Genomic DNA, 17,942 nt, shown 5'->3' on the forward strand with positions numbered 1-17,942 from the left:
CTACTATGAAAAATACTTGTTTTATAATAATAATATCATTAATATCTTTTTCTTGTAAAAAGAATCAAGAAAAAGGAGACACTCAACTAATTACTAAAAAAAGTACAGTGATAGTGACTGATACAACTAATATTGATGGAGTATTATTGGAGTTAATAAATGACAATGGAAAAGCTAAATTAAAGATTAATTCCAAAGAATATAATTTATCCGGTGATATAAAAATTAATCCTCCATGTTATTTTTTAAGACGGGAGAAAAATAAAATTGAGAACTACTCTTATCCAGATGTAGGAGTAAAGCATACTTTAGTTATTCTTGGAAACATGGCAACAAAAGATGATAGAAAAACATTTGGTGCAGAAAATAGTAATAATATATGTGGAACAGGCATGCAGGGTATCTTATTTAAAAAAGACAATATCATTATTACAAATAAGACTTTAACACACTCATTTGTATGTGCTGATATTGGTACTGATGAAAAAGATTTTAATGGATTTGCTCATGATTAAAAATAGTCTTCCATTGGGAAGACTATATGCAATAAATATATCGAAGATCAAGAATAGATTACATTTACTCAAAATGATAGTATTATCAGTTAAAATCTTTTTCTCTTCATCAGAAAAAATTTCATTATATTAGTCAATGTAAATCTCTACACTTTGCAATTTTAACTCATTTACAATGTAGTCATTAATTTCTTTGATTAATTCTTCAACAGTATTAAATAAACAACATTTTGCTTTGATATTGTCATTTTCATCCCTTATATCTACTGTTATAAGTCTTTCGTTATTTTCCATTTTCTGAATATTTTATTGTTATATATAAATAATTAAAAATTGACTAAAAAAACATTAACTCTACATAAATAAATTGCCTATTTAATAATAAATGACCAAAATTTAATGGAGTTTTTACAAGAGTTTTCAGATTTTGAAAGTAATCCTGAAACTTTTGAAAAATATGCAGATTATTTCCGACTATATTTATATGTTAAAACTCAATCACAAGAAATATCAAATGGTTTTAATACTGTATTATTACATCAATATTTTGATAACAAAATTTCTGTTTCGGATGCTTATAATACAATATTGAAAGAAGTCAAAAAATTGAAAAATAGTTGGTGTAACATTGTATGTAGGTGCCTAAAAACAATCCAAAACAGAATCTCCTATTCTGGATTGTTTCTTATCTGAAAGATTACTTACAATTTAGTGATGCATATAATTGCTTGGTCCATTGGTTCCTTCAATAGATTCAGGAAGAATTCCATATTTGGAGCGTAAATTAACGGTTCCCAGGGTTTTTCCGGTCTCAATTTCAATGACACTAATGGTTCCTGAATTGATATTAGGGAGATCCAGCAGATTATTTTGTACAGCTACGACTTCTTTTCCTTTTTTAGTTTTAAAGAAAACCATATGATGAGCACCTTTATCTGCGGTAAGTGTTTTTAAAAGTTTGAGCTGAGGAAGATTGCTAATGTCAAAAACAAGAACTTTTCCCGGATCTGCAAAACTCACATACAGCCTATTGTTATCATCAATGTACATTTCCAGAGTCCAGCCAAGACCTTGCGTACTCCCATCAAATATTTTAGTAAAAGCATCGTATTTCTTAGTTGCAGTATTGTATGGTGCTATCCAGATATCTCCTCCAAGCATCGTTGTAGCTAGAGCATATTGTGGAAATTTACCACGAAGCAGTAAAACCTCAACAGGGCTCGATAAATCCGTTGGTGAATCTGCAACCTGATAAGTTTCTTTTAATTCGTAAGTGTTGAGATCTAATAAAGTACAGGTATTTCCAAAACCACTGGTAAGATCCGGGTGAATGGTTGAAGTAACCATCATAAGTCCTTTTTCTTCATTTACAGAGATACCGTGTGGATACATGATAAATTTATTGGGATTATCCTGAATTGGAGCCTTAATGGTCTTAATGAGCTGATTGGTATTCGCATTAAAAACACCTATACTGCCATCTTTTGGTCCTCCTGCCCCTCCCATAAAGGTCATAAAAAATCTTCCATCGTTGGTAAAGAATAAATTTTCACCCACTGTATTCTCTCCTGTATCAATAGGTGTTGCGCCAACTAATATAGGCTGACCGTTTTTATCTTTTGCCGTTTTTACCTGATAGAGATAGCTTCCTCCCAACGCCGTTGAATATAATTTGTTGGCACTCTGGTTGTAATAAAGATGATGAGGCAAAACACCAACACCTAACTCAATTTTGCTGCTGATATTTCCAAAATTGGGAGCTTCAGGGTCGAGTTCTATCACTGCAATCCCATCTGGTTGCCCATTCAGACTTCTATAGTCAATATAAAAGGCTGTATCGTGTGGAATCTCTGAATGATTATCATCCTGACAATGCGAAAATATCATCAGAATACCAATAAATAAGGGAACTTGATTAAATTTTAATTTCATGATTTTCAGTTATTTAATTATTTACATTATAAATATAACATAATTTACAATAAAAACCGAAAATATTACACTAATATGTGAATATTAATAAAAACACTCACTTATTAAAAAGGCAAGCAGGGAAAAATTCTCTACTTGCCTTTTTAGTGTATTATAAAAATAGTATTTAATCGATTGTTTTGCTTGAATCTGCTAGCAGATCATTTAATGCATTAAGCTCATCTTCAGTAAGATCCCTCCATTTTCCGATTGGAAGATCAAGTTTGATATTCATGATACGAATTCTTTTCAACTTTTTTACTTCGTAGCCCAGATATTCGCACATTCTGCGGATCTGTCTGTTAAGTCCCTGAGTAAGAATAATTCTGAAATTCATTTCATCAATTTTCTCTACTTCACATTTTTTAGTAACGGTATCCAAAATAGGAACTCCGTTTCTCATTTTTTCAAGAAATCTTGGAGTGAGCGGCTTGTCTACGCGGACCAGGTACTCTTTTTCGTGGTTATTTCTTGCGCGAAGAATTTTATTGACAATATCACCATCACTGGTTAAAAGAATAAGCCCTTCACTAGGTTTATCAAGTCTTCCAATGGGAAAAATTCTTTTGGGATGATTGATATAGTCTACAATATTGTTCTTTTCACGTTTGGTATCTGTAGTACATACAATTCCTACAGGCTTATTGAAAGCAATATAAACTGGTTTTTCCTGTGGTTCTCTGATAGGTTTCCCATCTACTTCTACCAAGTCTTCATCAGAAACTTTGGTTCCCAATTCAGGAATTTTACCGTTAATCTTAATTCTTCCTTCTTCTAACAGCTTATCTGCTGCTCTTCTTGAACAGTAACCTACTTCCGATAAATATTTATTAATACGTGTCTTTTCCATTTGTTTCTACCATAGTTGGTATGATTTTTCATTCACCTTGAAATCTAAAATCATTATTTAAAAACTGATCTGTAGCATCCTCGATTTTATAATCTCCAATCTTTGTTCTTCTCAATTGAGTCAAATAAGCTCCTACTCCCAATTCCTGTCCTATATCATGAGCAAGGCTTCTGATGTAGGTTCCTTTTGAACATCCAACGGTGAAACTTACCAAAGGAAAATCTATTTTGATATCATTGAGATAATGAATCGTAGTTTTTCTTGATTTCATTTCTACTTCCTCTCCTGCTCTGGCCAGATTGTAGGCTCTTTCACCATCAATTTTTATAGCAGAGTAAACAGGTGGTTTCTGTTCAATTTCTCCAACGAATTTCTCCAAGGCTTCTTTTACCTGCTCCTCTGTGATATGCGAGATATCCTGCTGAAGAATTTCCGGTTTTTCAGTATCATAGGATTCTGTCTGAACTCCTATTTTGATTTCTGTCCAATATTCTTTTGGTGCATCCTGAATTTCAGGGATTTTCTTGGTAAATTTTCCGCAACATACAATCAGAAGCCCTGTTGCTCTTGGATCCAGGGTTCCTGCATGTCCGATTTTAAATTTTTTAGGAAGATCAAACTCCCTTTTCAACTTATATTTCATTTTATTGACCGCCTGGAAGGAAGTCCAGTCCAAAGGTTTGTCCAATAAAAATATGTATCCTGATTTCAGTTCTTCTGCCGTCATTCTTTTCCGATATTGTTTATTTCTCCCACTTGTTTTAAACTTACTTTATATTTATTTACGATATAAAGAAGAATTATTAAAAATATAGTTATTACAGCTTTATAATAATAATGAGAGTAATCATAATACTTATTAAAAAATAAAGCTATAAAAGATTTAATATTTATTAATAAAACTAGTATGAGATAAAAATTTATTAGTCGTATTGTTATTCTTTTTTTATTAATTAAGAAAATGAGAATTATAATTGCAAAAATGAGAATACTTATTACAAAAATATCATGTTCCAAACCAATATTATAAGCAAAAGGATGAATATTTAAAGGAATAAATATGAAGCCACCAATGATAAAAAACATCAAACAAAGTGTATCAACAAACTTATTTTTAAATAATTTATCTTTCACTATTTAAAGAAATAAAAATAGATTAATAAGGCAATTCCAACAAAAATACGGTACCATCCCCAAGGTTTGAAACCATATTTATTAAGTACTCCAATGAATGCTTTGATCGCGATAAGTGCCACAATAAATGCCACTACATTCCCAATCACAAAGATCATAATGTGATCCTGTGAAGCCATAATCATTTCATATCCTTTCTGAGGATTTGGAGTTTCCTTACCCCATGTTTTTACAAAAACAGAATACACTGTTACTGCCAGCATTGTAGGTACTGCAAGGAAGAAAGAAAATTCGGCAGCCGCTTTTCTTGTAAGTCCCTGTGCCATCCCTCCAATAATGGAAGCAGCACTACGGCTGGTCCCCGGCATCATTGCCAGACACTGCCAGAACCCAATAGTTACAGCTTTTTTTATCGTAATTCCCTTTTCATCGTCAATCGTAGGGTTTTTAAACCATTTATCGGCAAATAATAAAACCACTCCGCCTAATACCAATACTGAGGAAATAGCAATCTGGTTTCCCAGAACAGCTTCAATTTTATCATCGAATAAATACCCCAATACCAGTGCAGGAACTACTGCAAAAGCAAGTTTAAAATAAAACTGAATATTATTCAGATCAAAAAATTTCTTCCAGTAAGCTACTACAACCGATAAGATTGCTCCAAACTGAATGGAAACCTGAAACATTTTTAAAAATTCATCATCTGGCATTCCCAATAGATTGGCAGTGAATCCCATGTGTGCGGTAGATGAAATAGGAAGATACTCCGTTAATCCCTCTACAATGGCAATAATAATTGCTTTAATTAAATCCATATTCTTTTACAAAAATTAAAAGATTAAGAGATTGAGATATTTAAAGTACGGGACTTTAAATGCCTTAATCTCTTAATCTCTAAATATAAATTTTTATTTATTTTCTTTTTAAAATAGCGTAGACTTCTATGACAAAGCCAATCACAACAAATAACGGAGCAATTCTGATCCTTCTGATGGAAAAGATATCGTCATTCCATGAGTTGGGATCAAACTTACCATCTACTGTATTGGCATCAGGTCCCATCATCAAAAGAAATCCAACCACAATAAATGCCAGCCCGATCAGCATCCATTTAAAGTTTTGCTTTCCGAAATAGAATGCGTTTTCTTGTGGTACTTCTGCTTCACTTCCGAAGTCTGAAGCAGAAAATTTATTTGTTTTTTTGCTCATTGTTAAGAGTAATATAAGTCGTCAACGTTTGATTTTAAGAATCTCCATGTTGCAAAAATAGTACTTAATACGGAAATAAATATTCCTACTCCCAATACTAAAATTACCAACCAGAAATACTGATTATTATCCTGTACAAAAGCTGATCCGATCTGGCTTGTGAAATAATACCACACTCCTCCTAAAGCAAGAAGACCAATAACAGAACCAATAGCCCCTAAAACAACAGCTTCAATGATAAAAGGTTTAAGAATAAATCTTCTTTTTGCCCCTACCAGCTGCATTGTTTTGATAATAAATCTTTTGGAGAAAATTTTCAGACGGATGGAGTTGTTGATTAACACTACAGCCAATACTAAGAACAACAATGAAAATCCAAAAATCCATTTTAGAATTCTGCTTAGGTTATTATAAACATCTACCATCAAAGTACTGTCATTCTTCACATCAATGATGCCCGGAACTGATTTTATGACTTTGATTGCTTCATCAATTTTCGCAGGATCTACATATTCAGGTTTTAAAGCAATTTCAATAGATGACGGGAAGATATTTTCTTCAAACAATGCATCACTATCAATCCCCATACTCTTCTTAGCTTCCTTGGCAGCCATGCTTCTTGAAATATAGGTTGCTTTTTTTACAGGAGCTAACGTCTGTACCTTTTTAAAAGTTTCTTCCTCTAGTTTTGCAATTTTTACAGAATCTTTAGCGTCATAGTTTTCATCAAAGTAGGCGTTCACCACCAACTGCTCTTTGATATAGTCAGAATACTTTTGGGCATTAATTAAAATAAGCCCCATTAATCCTAACAAAAATAACACTAAGGCAATACTTATCACTACTGTAATATTGCTGGACCGAAGCCTTTTCTTATTAAACTCATCTACAGATTTAGCCATTAATATTAAAATTTTTGGCTAAAATAGAAAAAATCTTCCGAAATTTGGGAACGAAAAAGAGAAAATCACTGTTAATAAAATCATAAAAAACATTGAGTGTAAAAGCAAAAAAGCATCTTGGTCAACACTTTTTGACAGATGAAAACATCGCAAGAAAAATTGTAGAAGGTCTTAGTTTTGAGAACTATAATAACATCATGGAAGTAGGTCCTGGAATGGGAGTTCTGACCAAATATCTTCTTGAAAAAGATCAGAATATTTATCTTGCCGAAATTGATACGGAATCTATAGAATATCTGAAAAACAACTATTCTAAGGTTACGGAAAATACTTTTGTAGGAGATTTCCTGAAACAGGACTTTAATTTTATCAAAGATGAGCAGATTGCCATTATTGGAAACTTCCCGTATAATATTTCATCTCAGATATTATTTCAGATCGTTGATCATTATGAGATGATTCCTGAAATGGTAGGTATGTTCCAGAAAGAAGTAGCTGAAAGGACTGCTGCAGTTCCAAGAACTAAAGATTATGGAATTCTGTCTGTTCTTATTCAGGCTTATTATGATGTATCCTATATGTTTACGGTACATGAGAATGTCTTCAACCCACCACCAAAAGTAAAATCAGGGGTTATCCGTCTTACAAGAAACCCTAAAGAAGGTTTAGCCGGTAATGAGGTTCTTTTTAAACAGATTGTAAAGACCGGTTTCAACCAAAGAAGAAAAAAGCTGTCCAATGCTTTGAAAACTTTAAATATTCCTGAAGCTTTAAAAGGTCATGAGTTTTTAGATAAAAGAGCGGAAGAGCTCAGCGTATCTGATTTCATCCACTTCGCCAATCTTTGGAAAGAAAACCAATAAGATATATAACAAAAGCTATTTATCAAAAGAGTTTTGATAGTATTCAAAAAAAGAAAGCCTTTCAGATGAAAGGCTTTCTTTATTATTCTCTGTTTTTCAACATGATCCAACCGGACCAGCTCATTTGAGTTTTAGATTTCGGATATTCGTAAGTAAACTTATACCAATAGGTTGCAGAAGGTAATCTCTTACCAACCAATGTACCATCCCAAGTTGGAGTTTCTTTAGTAAACCTGAACATCTCTACTCCATATCTGTCATAGACAGAACCTGTAAAGTTTTTAAATTGTCCCAAAGACTTCAGATCCAAAACATCATTGATTCCATCATTATTAGGCGTAATAAAATTACTGATCTGTAATGTAAAGAAGTCAAAAGTTCCTATACAATGAGTTCCTACTCTTCTTACCAAAATGGTATAGTTCGTATTATCTAAAAGCCCTGAAAACACATTAGAATCCTGCCATGTAATCCCTTCATCAATAGAATATTCAAGACTGCTTGGAGTATTATTCATCGGAGGGTTTACGGCAGTAATTGTCAAAGTTTTTTTAGATGTTTGATAATCTACTCCGGTTACATAAGGAATGGCTGCTCCCAATACTTTAGCCGAGAAGATTTGTTTACAGAATCCATTATCAATTTCAACAGTATAGATTCCCCATTTCTCCACCTCTATTTTTTGAGTGGTTGCTCCTGTACTCCATTTGTATTTATATTTAGGTCCGGCTCCGGCATCCAGGGTTACACGGTCTCCATCACACATTTCAACGTCTGCCAGTGGGCTTTTAATTTCAGGAACCACTTCAATTCTTATGGTTGCAGGATTAAGAGATTTACATCCTTTTGCTCCTATTGCATATACCGTAAATACAGTGGTTTGATGCAGGGTAACGGTTTGCATATTGCCAGTCCCCGGGAAATTGCTCCATAGATAGGTATCTCCTCCCTCAGCCGTAAGCGTTACACTTTCTCCCGGACATATTTGTATCGCTGATGTTTTAAGTTTAGCAACAGGTGTCTCTTCTTTAAATAATTTTAATTCAACTATTTTTCTACAGAACCCTCCATTTGAAACAACTACATGTAGAATCTGCCCATCAGTCCCATCATAGTTCAGAATATTTTGGATATAATTATTATTTTCCGCTAAAGCATCAGCCTGATTTTCATAAAATTTAAATACAGCTCCCGGAGTTGTACTAATAGTAGGCTTAATTGTACTTAAATCAAAAGTGGTAATATCCGGTGTACTACAAAGCAACAATGTGGCATCGTGTGCTTCAGGAGTGAATCCACCATGAATTTCTATAGAAGCTTTACCTGGACATGGGTTTCCAGGAACACTTACTTCGATGGTATAGGTCCCAGGCTGTGTAGCAGTCACTACATTGGTGGTCGCATTAGGAATCAAAGTTCCGTTATAATACCATTGGTATAATAAGTTTGGATCATTTACAGAGGCGGTAAGTACCTGAGGTACGTTATCACAGACGTTAATATCACTAGGCAATTTGGTTCCACCAGGACCTAAAAGATCTACTCCTATATTGAAAGATCCTCCCTCCAAAAATACTGCAGAATCGAAACCATGGTCAAGATAATCTGCAATCACCATTTTAAAATGGTACTCCTGTCCAGCTACTACATCAGCAACTGCCGTAAGCGGTACTGTTCTTCCATTAAAATTGGTTACAACACTAGGATTATTATACCCTCCGAAATACTGTTCGTTAACCGCTCCGCAAGTGGTTCCGATTGCCGGGTGAATATTAGTGATACTTACTGGTCCGGCTCCTCCAGGCAATACGGCCATATTCGTATAAGGGCCACCTGCTGTAGGTTTCAATAATATAATAAACGCATCTGCATATTTACAAGGATAAGTCCCTGTATATTCCTCAGATGCAATTAAATAATTAAATTTGATTTGAGAAGTGGTAGGTACAAAGTCAAACTCCAAAAGTACTGCATCATTTAAATCATCTGCTGGTACTCCAATAACTTGTGCCAGATCAGAATCTGTTCCTCCTCCATTGACATCACTATTACTGGCTTCAAAACTATTCCCGGCTTTTCTTGCATACCCTGTAGAAAGTACAATTCCATCTTTAAACGGAAAATTAGTTGTTGCCTTATGAAAATAACCCCAAGCTCTGTCAGCTTCTCCTACAGCATGATTTGGAGTAATTTTTACGTTGGTTACGTTAGGAGTAACGCAAGTATTGGTTCCTGATGAAATTAAAACATCTTTCACCAATTTTTCAATCGTAAAATTGGATTCCGGATACCCGGGAGCATTCACATCAATAAAGGCTCCTGCTTTTTTAGACTGGGCACTTGCCTGGCTTTTTATGATAGGTCTGGGTTGGTGATTTTGAGAAAACGAAAAATTCGAGATAAATAAAAATAATAAACAAATCGGTAGGTATCTTATCATAATATTTTTGTTTCAACAAATTTAATTTTTTTTTAAATATACAATACACATATTTATATTTTTTATAAAAAAACTATAACATTTTAACCAACAATACGCATTTACCAGTAATTAAAATGTTTTTAATAAAATGATAATACAAATTCAAAATACAATTTATAAAATTCTCTACTCCTTAATAATATTTCAAAAACACCCACAACATAAAAGATTATAAACAACAAAACTCTTCATTTCTGAAGAGTTTTGTTGTTTACTTTATATTTAAAATAATTTTAGTTTCTATTTTTCAACAGAATCCAGCCTGAACGTTGTTCCAATTTCTTGTTTGCCGGATTTTCCCACTGAACTCTATACCAATACGTCCCTGTAGGTAAATTAATTCCTTTTAAAGACCCGCGCCATATAACATCTCCTTTTGATGCTTTAAAGACTTCCGCTCCATATCTATCAAAAATAGAAGCCGCAAAATCTTTATATCCGCTGATTCCGCTAAAGTCTATTGTATCATTTATCCCATCCATATTAGGAGTAATAGCATTACTAAGTACAAACGTGAAATAATCTATTGAGGTTCCACATTTAGCATTTTTTACTCTGACCATTAAATGATACATTGTGTTCTCCATAACCCCATTGAATACATTAGATTCCTGCCAGGTTACTCCATTATTGATAGAATATTCTAAGGCGCCTCCTGTCGGATTACTTGCCGTAAGTGTCAAAATATCTTTATTATATACAACATTGGTAATTTCAGGAAGATCAGGATTAATAAGCTGTGCAGTAAATACTTTAGAACACACTCCATTACTAATGGTTACAGAATAAGTTCCTGTAATTTTTGTAGTAATGGTCTGTGTAGTAGCTCCAGTACTCCATAAATAGGTATAATTAGGTCCTGCTCCTGCATCGAGTATTCCATCATCACCTGCACATACATATACATTTTCCAATGTAGAAACAATAGCAGGGACTACTTCAATTTTTATCTTAGCCGGAGCAAGAGAGCTGCATCCGTTGCCACCCAATGCAAATACAGAATATTCTGTACTAACCGTAGGGGTCACTACCTGTGTGTCCCCGTTTCCGGTAAGACCTACCCAATTATAAGTAACTCCCCCCGTCGCAGTAAGAGTAACAGACTCCCCAGCACATATTTTCACTTTATCTGCCGAAACGCCTGCTATTGGAGGCCCTACTAACACAGTAACAGTTGCTGGTGTAGCAGAAGCACATCCATTTGCTCCTATAGCTGTTACGGTATACACGGTAGTACTTGTTGGAGATACCGTCTGGGTATTTCCAGTTCCTGTAAGCCCATTCCCCCAAACATACGTAACCCCGCCAGAAGCCGTCAGAGTCACTGATTCTCCTTCACAGATACGAGGTTCGGATGACACAAGTCCTGCTACTGGTTTTACTGTATCCTGAACTACCGTTACCGTTGCAGGATATGAACACTGCAGATTTCCAGGCTGAAACACATTGGTAACAGTTAATGTATATGTCCCCCCTGCACTCACTACAGGGGTAAGAGTATTACCTCCTGAAACAATAGTTCCACCTACTGTGGTCCATACAATAGTAGAACCTGCCGGGATTACCGATGCCGATGCATTAAGTGTAATCTGAGGAGTTGTACAGGTAATCGTCTGTGGTGCAGCAATGGTTAAAGTTATTTCTGCTGTTCTCAACAATTGCAGAGATACAACATAAGTACATCCTCCATTGCTTACTCTTACATAAACTATCTGATTGGCTGAAATAGGGGTATAGGAAGTAGGAGTTGCAATAAAGCTAGCATTACCAGCATTAGCATCAGCCTGATTTACGTAATAGGTAAATGTAACTCCCGCAGCTGTAGTAATCTGTCCTTCTGATTCTTTAAGATTATAGGTTAATCCTGGTTGATAACATTTATGAAGAATGGCATCTTTAGCTGTAAATGGCTCTGATACCTCAATAGTGATTGTAGCTGGTGTAGCAGAAGCACATCCGTTAGCACCAATAGCAGTAACAGAATAGGTAGTAGTCACTGTAGGGGAAACTGTTTGAGTATTTCCGTTTCCTGGAAGTCCTCCTCCCCAATTGTAAGTCGCTCCTCCTGAAGCGGTCAATACTATTGCTTCTCCTTTACAAATTTTTAATTTAGGAGCTGTAAGAGATGGGTTAGGGGGTGCACTATTTCCTGTAACCGTTACTGTTGCCGCTGTTGTACAACTAATATTTCCAGGCTGATATACTTGTGATATCGTTAATGTATATGTTCCGGGTGCATTGATTACAGGATTTAGAGTCGTTCCTCCTGAAACAATATTTCCTCCGGTGGTAGTCCAATTAAATGTGGCTCCTGTTAGATACACTGAAGCAGAAGCATCTAGTGTAATTTGAGAGTTAGCACATGTCAATACCGAAGGAGGTACAATAGATGCAGTCATTTGTGGAGCTTTCACTAGTGTCAGCTCAGCCACTTTAGCACAGAAACCATTACTCACTCTCACATATACTGTTCCTCCTGCACTTTGATAAGCAGCCGGATTAGGAATTGTATTGGCATTTCCAGCATTTGCATCTGCTAAAGTGGTATAATAAGCAAAAGCGGCTCCTGCTGTTGTACTTATTGCAGGCTGTGCGACAGGTAAATTAAATGTAGCATTTCCAGCAACATAACAAGCTGTTAATGTAGCATTCTGCACAGTAGGTGAAGTTCCTCCTACTACGGTGATTGTTGCTTCTCCGGGGCACGAACTTCCTTGTATATACACTTTAACAGTATACACACCTGGTTGTGTTGCCGTATAACTGGCATTAGTTGCCCCTGATATAGGGTTATTATTTAAAAACCACTGATAGGTTACATTAGGAACCTGAACAGAAGCTGTAAAAGTCTGAGGTGTATTATCACACATATTCACGGAGTTTGGCAGCTTCACTCCACCAGGCCCAAGAATGCTTACTCCTAAATCAAATGACCCAGCATCTAAGAATACAGCTGAATCATAATTAGGATCCTGAAAATCAGCCAGCACCATTTTAAAATGATAAGTCTGCCCAGGAATTACCGTTGCTTTTGCTGTTAAAGGAATGGTACGGCCATTAAAATTGGTTTCGATCTGAGCTGTATTTGTTCCGCCATAATAAATCTCGTTTTTAGGCCCACAATTAGGATATGCTGGACGGATATTCGTTACACTTACTGGTCCTGCTCCTCCTGGAAGCACCGCCATATTGGTATAAGTAGGATCCCCAGCTTTCTTTAATAACAAAGCAAAACCGTCTGTGATATTACACGGAAAATTATCCTGATATTCTTTCGAAGCAAATAAATAGTTGAAAGTTATTTCAGAAGAAACTGCCACAAAATCGAATTCTATATAAGTTGCATTAGCCAGCTTGTCATTAGGTATATTCAAAGCAGCAGCCAGATCATTGTCTCCTCCTGTTCCCAAATCATCATTGAGATCGGCTATAAAAGAATTTCCAGCATTTTTAGCAAATCCGGTAGAAAGAATTACTCCTTTACTGAATGGAAAGTTTGTCGTTCCCTTGTTAAAGTATCCCCAGCTACGGTTCTGATTGGTTGGTGGTAAATTCGGATATACCACGACATTGCTTACGTTATTACTGGCACATCCTCCGCCTGATATAAGAACATCTTTCACCAACTGAGTAATACTGTAAGAAGACTCAGGATAATTAGAAGTATTTATATTTATAAAAGCACCAGCTTTTGCCGCTGCACCGGTATTTTTTGAGGGCATGCTTTTTTTCACCACTCTATTCTGGGCAAAAATAAAGCTTCCTATAAAAACAAAAAATAACACTAAAAATAAACTTCCTTTCCTCCTATTTAACATTTTATATTATTTTAAACAAAAATACTATTTTTTTTGATTGAAATTCAATTTAACATTATTTACATTATTACTAATTCAAACTTATTAATCGTAGAATATCAACTTTATTTATTTTAATATCATAAAAAAAGACTGACAAAACAGCCAGTCTTTCAATTATGATTTTAATTATTCTATATTCTTAAGAAGGATCCAACCTGTTTTCACTGTTGGCAATTTGCTCGCAGGATCTTCAAAAGTAACCTGATACCAATATGATGAAGATGGTAATCGTTTACCCTGGAAGTAACCATCCCAATAAGGTCTAAATCTCTCAGCTTTGAAGACTTCTTTTCCGTAACGGTCATAGATACTTCCACTAAAGCCTTTATATCCTACAATTCCTCTGAAATCAATAATATCATTGATATTATCACCATTTGGAGTAATTACATTTTTCATTACAAAAGTAAAGTATTCAAGGAATCCTACACAACTTGTTTTCTTCACTCTTACACGAATAGAAATTATTTCGTTTTTAGGCACGTTTGTAAATGTATTGGAAGCCTGCCATGTAAGCCCATTATCTACAGAATATTCCAGCACTCCATTACTAGGATTGCTTGCTGTAAGAATCATAGTTCCTCTATCATTATAATCAACCTTGATAATCTCAGGAACAACAGCCTTAATAACCTGTGTTTTAAATTCTTTAGAACACACTCCATTATTGATAGTTACTGTATATTCTCCCGGTTTATTAACTGAAATAGTCTGTGTAGTCTCACCAGTACTCCATTCGTAAGTATATGAAGGACCAGAACCTGCATCTAAAGTGATTCTATCTCCTTCACAAATATGACCTCCTTTCAATGTAGAAACAATAGCAGGTACTACCTCTACAGTAACTTCTGCCGGAACTAGAGACTTACATCCTTGTGTACCAATAGCATATACAGAATAGGTTGTTGTTTTGGTTGGAGTTACAGTTCTTGTTCCATCTGTCACAGAAGCTGTATCTTTCCATTGATATGTTACTCCACCAGTCGCAGTCATCAATACAGACTCTCCCAAACATATTTTCAGTTTTGCTACATTAAGACCAGCAGTAGGTGTTGCTTCCTTATTCAAAGTCAAAGTAGCGATCCTGCTGCAGAATCCTCCGTTAGTAACAAGAACATGTAAAACATCACCATCATTTCCGGTATAACTGGTAGTATTTTTAATATTATTATTATTTTGAGCCTGTGCATCTGACAGCTTGGTATAAAAACTAACTACAGCACCTGGTGTAGTCGTAATCATAGGTTTTGCAGCATCTAAATTAAAAGTAGTCACCGTAGGTGTTGTACAAAGCTTAAGGACAGCATCCTGTACCGTAGGACTTGTTCCTCCTATAACGGTAATTTTAGCTTCTCCCGGACACTGGCTTCCCGGCACCATTACTTTTATGGAATACACTCCCGGCTCAGTGGCAACATAAGCGACATTAGTTGCTCCTGGAATTACAACACCATCTTTGTACCACTGAAAGGTCATCCCCGGAACCAGCTCCAGCTGTGCTTTTAATGTCTTAGGAGCATTATCACACATATTAATAGTAGATGGCAGGTTTGCCCCGGTTTCATCTACAATTTTAACTCCAATATCAAATGACCCGCCCTCCAGGAAAACAGCAGAATCTAAGCTATGATCTTTAGCATCTGCAATAACCATTTTGAAATGATAAGTTTCTCCAGGAATTACTGTCGCAATAGCTGTCAAAGGGATAGTTCTCCCTGCATAATTAATTCCCAGATGCGGCACATTAATCCCGCCAAAATATGCTTCATTAATAGGTCCACAAGAAAATCCAGATCCACTAGGAACAATATTTGTAGCACTCACAGGACCAGCATTCCCAGGTAATACTGCTAAGTTCGTATAGGTAGGATCACCTACTTTTTTCAGTAAGAGTGCAAAAGCATCTGAGAAACCTGTACATGGATATCCACCAGAATATTCTTCAGAAGCAAATATATAATTAAATCTTACCTGAGTAGAATTAGGAACGAAATCAAATTCAAGTGCAACTGCATCTTTCAATTCTACAGTAGCATTAGTAGCCGCCACAAGATCAGGATCACTCCCTGCACCAGCCGGCTCTTTACTCATATCACTATTAAAAGCATTCCCTGCATCTTTTGCATAGCCGGTAGTGAGTACAATCCCATCCTTAAAAGGAAAATTGGCTGTTCCTCTGTTAAAATACCCCCAAAATCTATTGGTGTCAAATATTGTATGGTTAGGAGATACTGTAACATTGGAAATATTTGCCGTTGTACAGGTACTTCCCCCATTAATCAGGATGTCTTTTACCAACTGTTCTGGAAAAAAACCTGTAGCCGGATAAGGTGGAACATTTACATCTATAAAGTTCCCTGCCTTTGCACTTGCTCCAGTAGGTTTTATTTTCGTCTGCTTTCTATCAGGACTCACCTGTGAGAATGCAGAAGTAGAAGTCAGTAAAAACGTTAAAAGAAAAAAGTAGTGTTTAAATCTATAATACAACATTTTTATTTGATTTTGTTCAAATGTAGCAAAAATAACGATATCAAATCAGCATTCCAGACACTTATTCTTCTCTTTTTCATAAAAATCAATAATAAATACATTTTATTTTTAAACTAATTGTAAATAATCAGAAATTCGAGCATAAAAAAACAGATCAATACATATTGACCTGTCTTTATAATATCTGGAACTATATACTACTTTACATTGCTGTCATTGGCTATGCCGAAATACCATTCAATAACCGAAAGGAGATCATCTCCGATTGATTACAATCAATTTCAAATTGTATATATTTATTTACTTTTCTTCAAAGATTATTTACTCTTCTTTTTTTAATTGATCAATCTCGTCTTTTAACTGAGCAATAATGTCTTTCAATGCTTTAATTTCATTTTTATTTGAACTTACATTGCTTTTGAGTATGACATTTTTGGCCTTTTCATTGTGATCTTCATCATCTTCGTCTTCATTGATTTCCTCAATATCTTCCTGGATATCTTCGATATCTTCATTAATTTCCTCAATATCCTCGCTAATCTCTTCAATGTCTTCACTGATTTCTTCAATATCTTCCTGAATGTCTTCGATATCTTCACTGATCTCTTCAATGTCTTCCTGAATATCTTCAATTTTTTCGTGACTTTTATTCACAGACATCTGAATGAATATAGCCAGATAAATAGCTTCCAGCGAAAGGACCGTAGTCAGAATCAGAAGCATTTTATCAAAGTCAACGATATTCAGCATGGGAAGCAAAAACGAAGTAACAAACAACAGAGTATGCACAATCAGAGACTGAATAGATCCTATCCATGAGGTAATACTGTCTGCTATTCTCTCAAGAACTTCTGTTTTTTCATTATATTTTTTCATCCTTTATTTTTTTACAACAGTTCTTTCGTTACCCCTAATCCAAACAGGGCAAAGTCATATTTTGCAGGATCTTTAGCATCAAATTTTCTGATGGCTATATCCAATTCTTCCACTGTTTTCCAGTCATTCTGTGTTCTTTCCAGTAATCCTAATTTTCTTGAAATATTTCCGGTATGCACATCTAAAGGGATAGACAGGTATTTCTGATCAATATCTTTCCAGATTCCAAAGTCTACTCCGCGTTTATCTTTACGTACCATCCATCTCAGAAACATAATAATTCTTTTGGCTGAAGAATTCTTATAAGGTGAACTGATATGTTTATGAGTTCTATGTTTTTCCGTTTCGAGAAAACCGCTTCTGAAACGTTCTATTGCATGCTGAAAATTGGTTTCAGTTTTTTTTACCTTAAACAAGGCTTCCAGGCTTTCATTTTCTTTATAAACTCTGTTGAACTGCTTAATAAAATAAGAAAAATCTTCTCCATTAAATGTTCTGTGAATACTTTTATCCTGAATATCTTTTAAATCTTTTTCGGAATAATTCATCACAAAATCATAGGGAGAATTTCCCATAATATCCAGCATTTTATTAGCAGAATTAATGATTGATTTTCTGTTCCCCCAGGAAATAGTTGCCGCCAGGAATCCCGCAATTTCAATATCTTGTTTTAATGAGAAACGATGCGGAATCTGTATCGGGTCATTTTCTATAAAATCAGGAGCATTATACTGATCTGCCTTTTCATCCAGAAAGCTTCTAAGCTCTTCAAACTTCAACATATTTT

General features: G+C 35.1%; 14 protein-coding genes. 2 read left to right on the top strand and 12 right to left on the bottom strand.

The window, feature by feature from the left end; genetic code table 11:
• Positions 1 to 5 precede the first annotated feature (5 nt).
• Positions 6 to 515 (top strand): hypothetical protein, encoded by a 510-nt coding sequence (locus tag AC3HD6_RS14600; protein WP_488897004.1) that lies wholly within the window; start codon positions 6 to 8, stop codon positions 513 to 515.
• A 129-nt stretch (positions 516 to 644) separates the two neighbouring features.
• On the opposite strand, the gene AC3HD6_RS14605 is transcribed toward AC3HD6_RS14600, so the two are convergent.
• The 7 genes from AC3HD6_RS14605 to AC3HD6_RS14635 form a co-directional block, all read right to left on the bottom strand.
• On the bottom strand, positions 645 to 809 hold the full coding sequence (locus AC3HD6_RS14605; protein ID WP_488897005.1) for a hypothetical protein: 165 nt from the start codon (positions 807 to 809) through the stop codon (positions 645 to 647).
• 414 nt (positions 810 to 1,223) lie between these two features.
• Positions 1,224 to 2,447 carry a YncE family protein gene (locus AC3HD6_RS14610; protein WP_488897006.1) on the bottom strand — a complete coding sequence of 408 codons (1,224 nt, stop codon included), beginning with the start codon at positions 2,445 to 2,447 and terminating at the stop codon, positions 1,224 to 1,226.
• Positions 2,448 to 2,613: 166 nt separating this feature from the next.
• Positions 2,614 to 3,336, bottom strand: a complete 723-nt coding sequence (rluF, locus tag AC3HD6_RS14615; RefSeq protein WP_488897007.1) for a 23S rRNA pseudouridine(2604) synthase RluF — start codon at positions 3,334 to 3,336, stop codon at positions 2,614 to 2,616.
• A gap of 28 nt (positions 3,337 to 3,364) precedes the next feature.
• On the bottom strand, positions 3,365 to 4,063 hold the full coding sequence (truB, locus tag AC3HD6_RS14620; protein ID WP_488897008.1) for a tRNA pseudouridine(55) synthase TruB: 699 nt from the start codon (positions 4,061 to 4,063) through the stop codon (positions 3,365 to 3,367).
• A gap of 406 nt (positions 4,064 to 4,469) precedes the next feature.
• The gene (locus AC3HD6_RS14625) at positions 4,470 to 5,288 is read right to left on the bottom strand and encodes an undecaprenyl-diphosphate phosphatase (protein WP_488897009.1); all 819 of its coding nucleotides are present in this window, start codon (positions 5,286 to 5,288) and stop codon (positions 4,470 to 4,472) included.
• Positions 5,289 to 5,385: 97 nt separating this feature from the next.
• Complete coding sequence (locus AC3HD6_RS14630) at positions 5,386 to 5,682, bottom strand: DUF3098 domain-containing protein (RefSeq protein WP_068942326.1); 297 nt, start codon at positions 5,680 to 5,682, stop codon at positions 5,386 to 5,388.
• Positions 5,683 to 5,684: 2 nt separating this feature from the next.
• Complete coding sequence (locus AC3HD6_RS14635; RefSeq protein WP_488897010.1) at positions 5,685 to 6,584, bottom strand: cell division protein FtsX; 900 nt, start codon at positions 6,582 to 6,584, stop codon at positions 5,685 to 5,687.
• Positions 6,585 to 6,676: 92 nt separating this feature from the next.
• Here AC3HD6_RS14635 and rsmA point away from each other — a divergent pair, with 92 nt between their 5' ends.
• Positions 6,677 to 7,447 carry a 16S rRNA (adenine(1518)-N(6)/adenine(1519)-N(6))-dimethyltransferase RsmA gene (gene rsmA / locus AC3HD6_RS14640; protein WP_488897011.1) on the top strand — a complete coding sequence of 257 codons (771 nt, stop codon included), beginning with the start codon at positions 6,677 to 6,679 and terminating at the stop codon, positions 7,445 to 7,447.
• A gap of 82 nt (positions 7,448 to 7,529) precedes the next feature.
• Here rsmA and AC3HD6_RS14645 read toward each other — a convergent pair whose 3' ends face one another.
• The 5 genes from AC3HD6_RS14645 to AC3HD6_RS14665 form a co-directional block, all read right to left on the bottom strand.
• Positions 7,530 to 9,887: a choice-of-anchor L domain-containing protein gene (locus tag AC3HD6_RS14645; RefSeq protein ID WP_488897012.1), complete on the bottom strand. Its 2,358-nt coding sequence runs from the start codon at positions 9,885 to 9,887 to the stop codon at positions 7,530 to 7,532.
• Between the two features lie 275 nt (positions 9,888 to 10,162).
• On the bottom strand, positions 10,163 to 13,747 hold the full coding sequence (locus tag AC3HD6_RS14650; RefSeq protein ID WP_488897013.1) for a choice-of-anchor L domain-containing protein: 3,585 nt from the start codon (positions 13,745 to 13,747) through the stop codon (positions 10,163 to 10,165).
• 168 nt (positions 13,748 to 13,915) lie between these two features.
• Positions 13,916 to 16,279, bottom strand: coding sequence for a choice-of-anchor L domain-containing protein (locus AC3HD6_RS14655; RefSeq protein ID WP_488897014.1), 2,364 nt, complete (start codon positions 16,277 to 16,279; stop codon positions 13,916 to 13,918).
• 321 nt (positions 16,280 to 16,600) lie between these two features.
• Positions 16,601 to 17,155 (bottom strand): DUF1003 domain-containing protein, encoded by a 555-nt coding sequence (locus AC3HD6_RS14660; protein WP_488897015.1) that lies wholly within the window; start codon positions 17,153 to 17,155, stop codon positions 16,601 to 16,603.
• A gap of 11 nt (positions 17,156 to 17,166) precedes the next feature.
• Complete coding sequence (locus tag AC3HD6_RS14665) at positions 17,167 to 17,937, bottom strand: TIGR02757 family protein (protein WP_488897016.1); 771 nt, start codon at positions 17,935 to 17,937, stop codon at positions 17,167 to 17,169.
• Positions 17,938 to 17,942 lie beyond the last annotated feature (5 nt).

The organism is Chryseobacterium sp. II3a (assembly GCF_057815135.1).

Bases quoted from the DNA above. Each gene is read 5' to 3' on its own strand.
- AC3HD6_RS14665 (WP_488897016.1), bottom strand. From the start codon at position 17,937: ATGTTGAAGTTTGAAGAGCTTAGAAGCTTTCTGGATGAAAAGGCAGAT.
- truB (WP_488897008.1), bottom strand. From the start codon at position 4,063: ATGACGGCAGAAGAACTGAAATCAGGATACATATTTTTATTGGACAAA.
- AC3HD6_RS14610 (WP_488897006.1), bottom strand. From the start codon at position 2,447: ATGAAATTAAAATTTAATCAAGTTCCCTTATTTATTGGTATTCTGATG.
- AC3HD6_RS14655 (WP_488897014.1), bottom strand. From the start codon at position 16,279: ATGTTGTATTATAGATTTAAACACTACTTTTTTCTTTTAACGTTTTTA.
- AC3HD6_RS14660 (WP_488897015.1), bottom strand. From the start codon at position 17,155: ATGAAAAAATATAATGAAAAAACAGAAGTTCTTGAGAGAATAGCAGAC.
- AC3HD6_RS14625 (WP_488897009.1), bottom strand. From the start codon at position 5,288: ATGGATTTAATTAAAGCAATTATTATTGCCATTGTAGAGGGATTAACG.
- rluF (WP_488897007.1), bottom strand. From the start codon at position 3,336: ATGGAAAAGACACGTATTAATAAATATTTATCGGAAGTAGGTTACTGT.
- AC3HD6_RS14645 (WP_488897012.1), bottom strand. From the start codon at position 9,887: ATGATAAGATACCTACCGATTTGTTTATTATTTTTATTTATCTCGAAT.
- AC3HD6_RS14600 (WP_488897004.1), top strand. From the start codon at position 6: ATGAAAAATACTTGTTTTATAATAATAATATCATTAATATCTTTTTCT.
- AC3HD6_RS14605 (WP_488897005.1), bottom strand. From the start codon at position 809: ATGGAAAATAACGAAAGACTTATAACAGTAGATATAAGGGATGAAAAT.
- AC3HD6_RS14650 (WP_488897013.1), bottom strand. From the start codon at position 13,747: ATGTTAAATAGGAGGAAAGGAAGTTTATTTTTAGTGTTATTTTTTGTT.
- AC3HD6_RS14635 (WP_488897010.1), bottom strand. From the start codon at position 6,584: ATGGCTAAATCTGTAGATGAGTTTAATAAGAAAAGGCTTCGGTCCAGC.
- AC3HD6_RS14630 (WP_068942326.1), bottom strand. From the start codon at position 5,682: ATGAGCAAAAAAACAAATAAATTTTCTGCTTCAGACTTCGGAAGTGAA.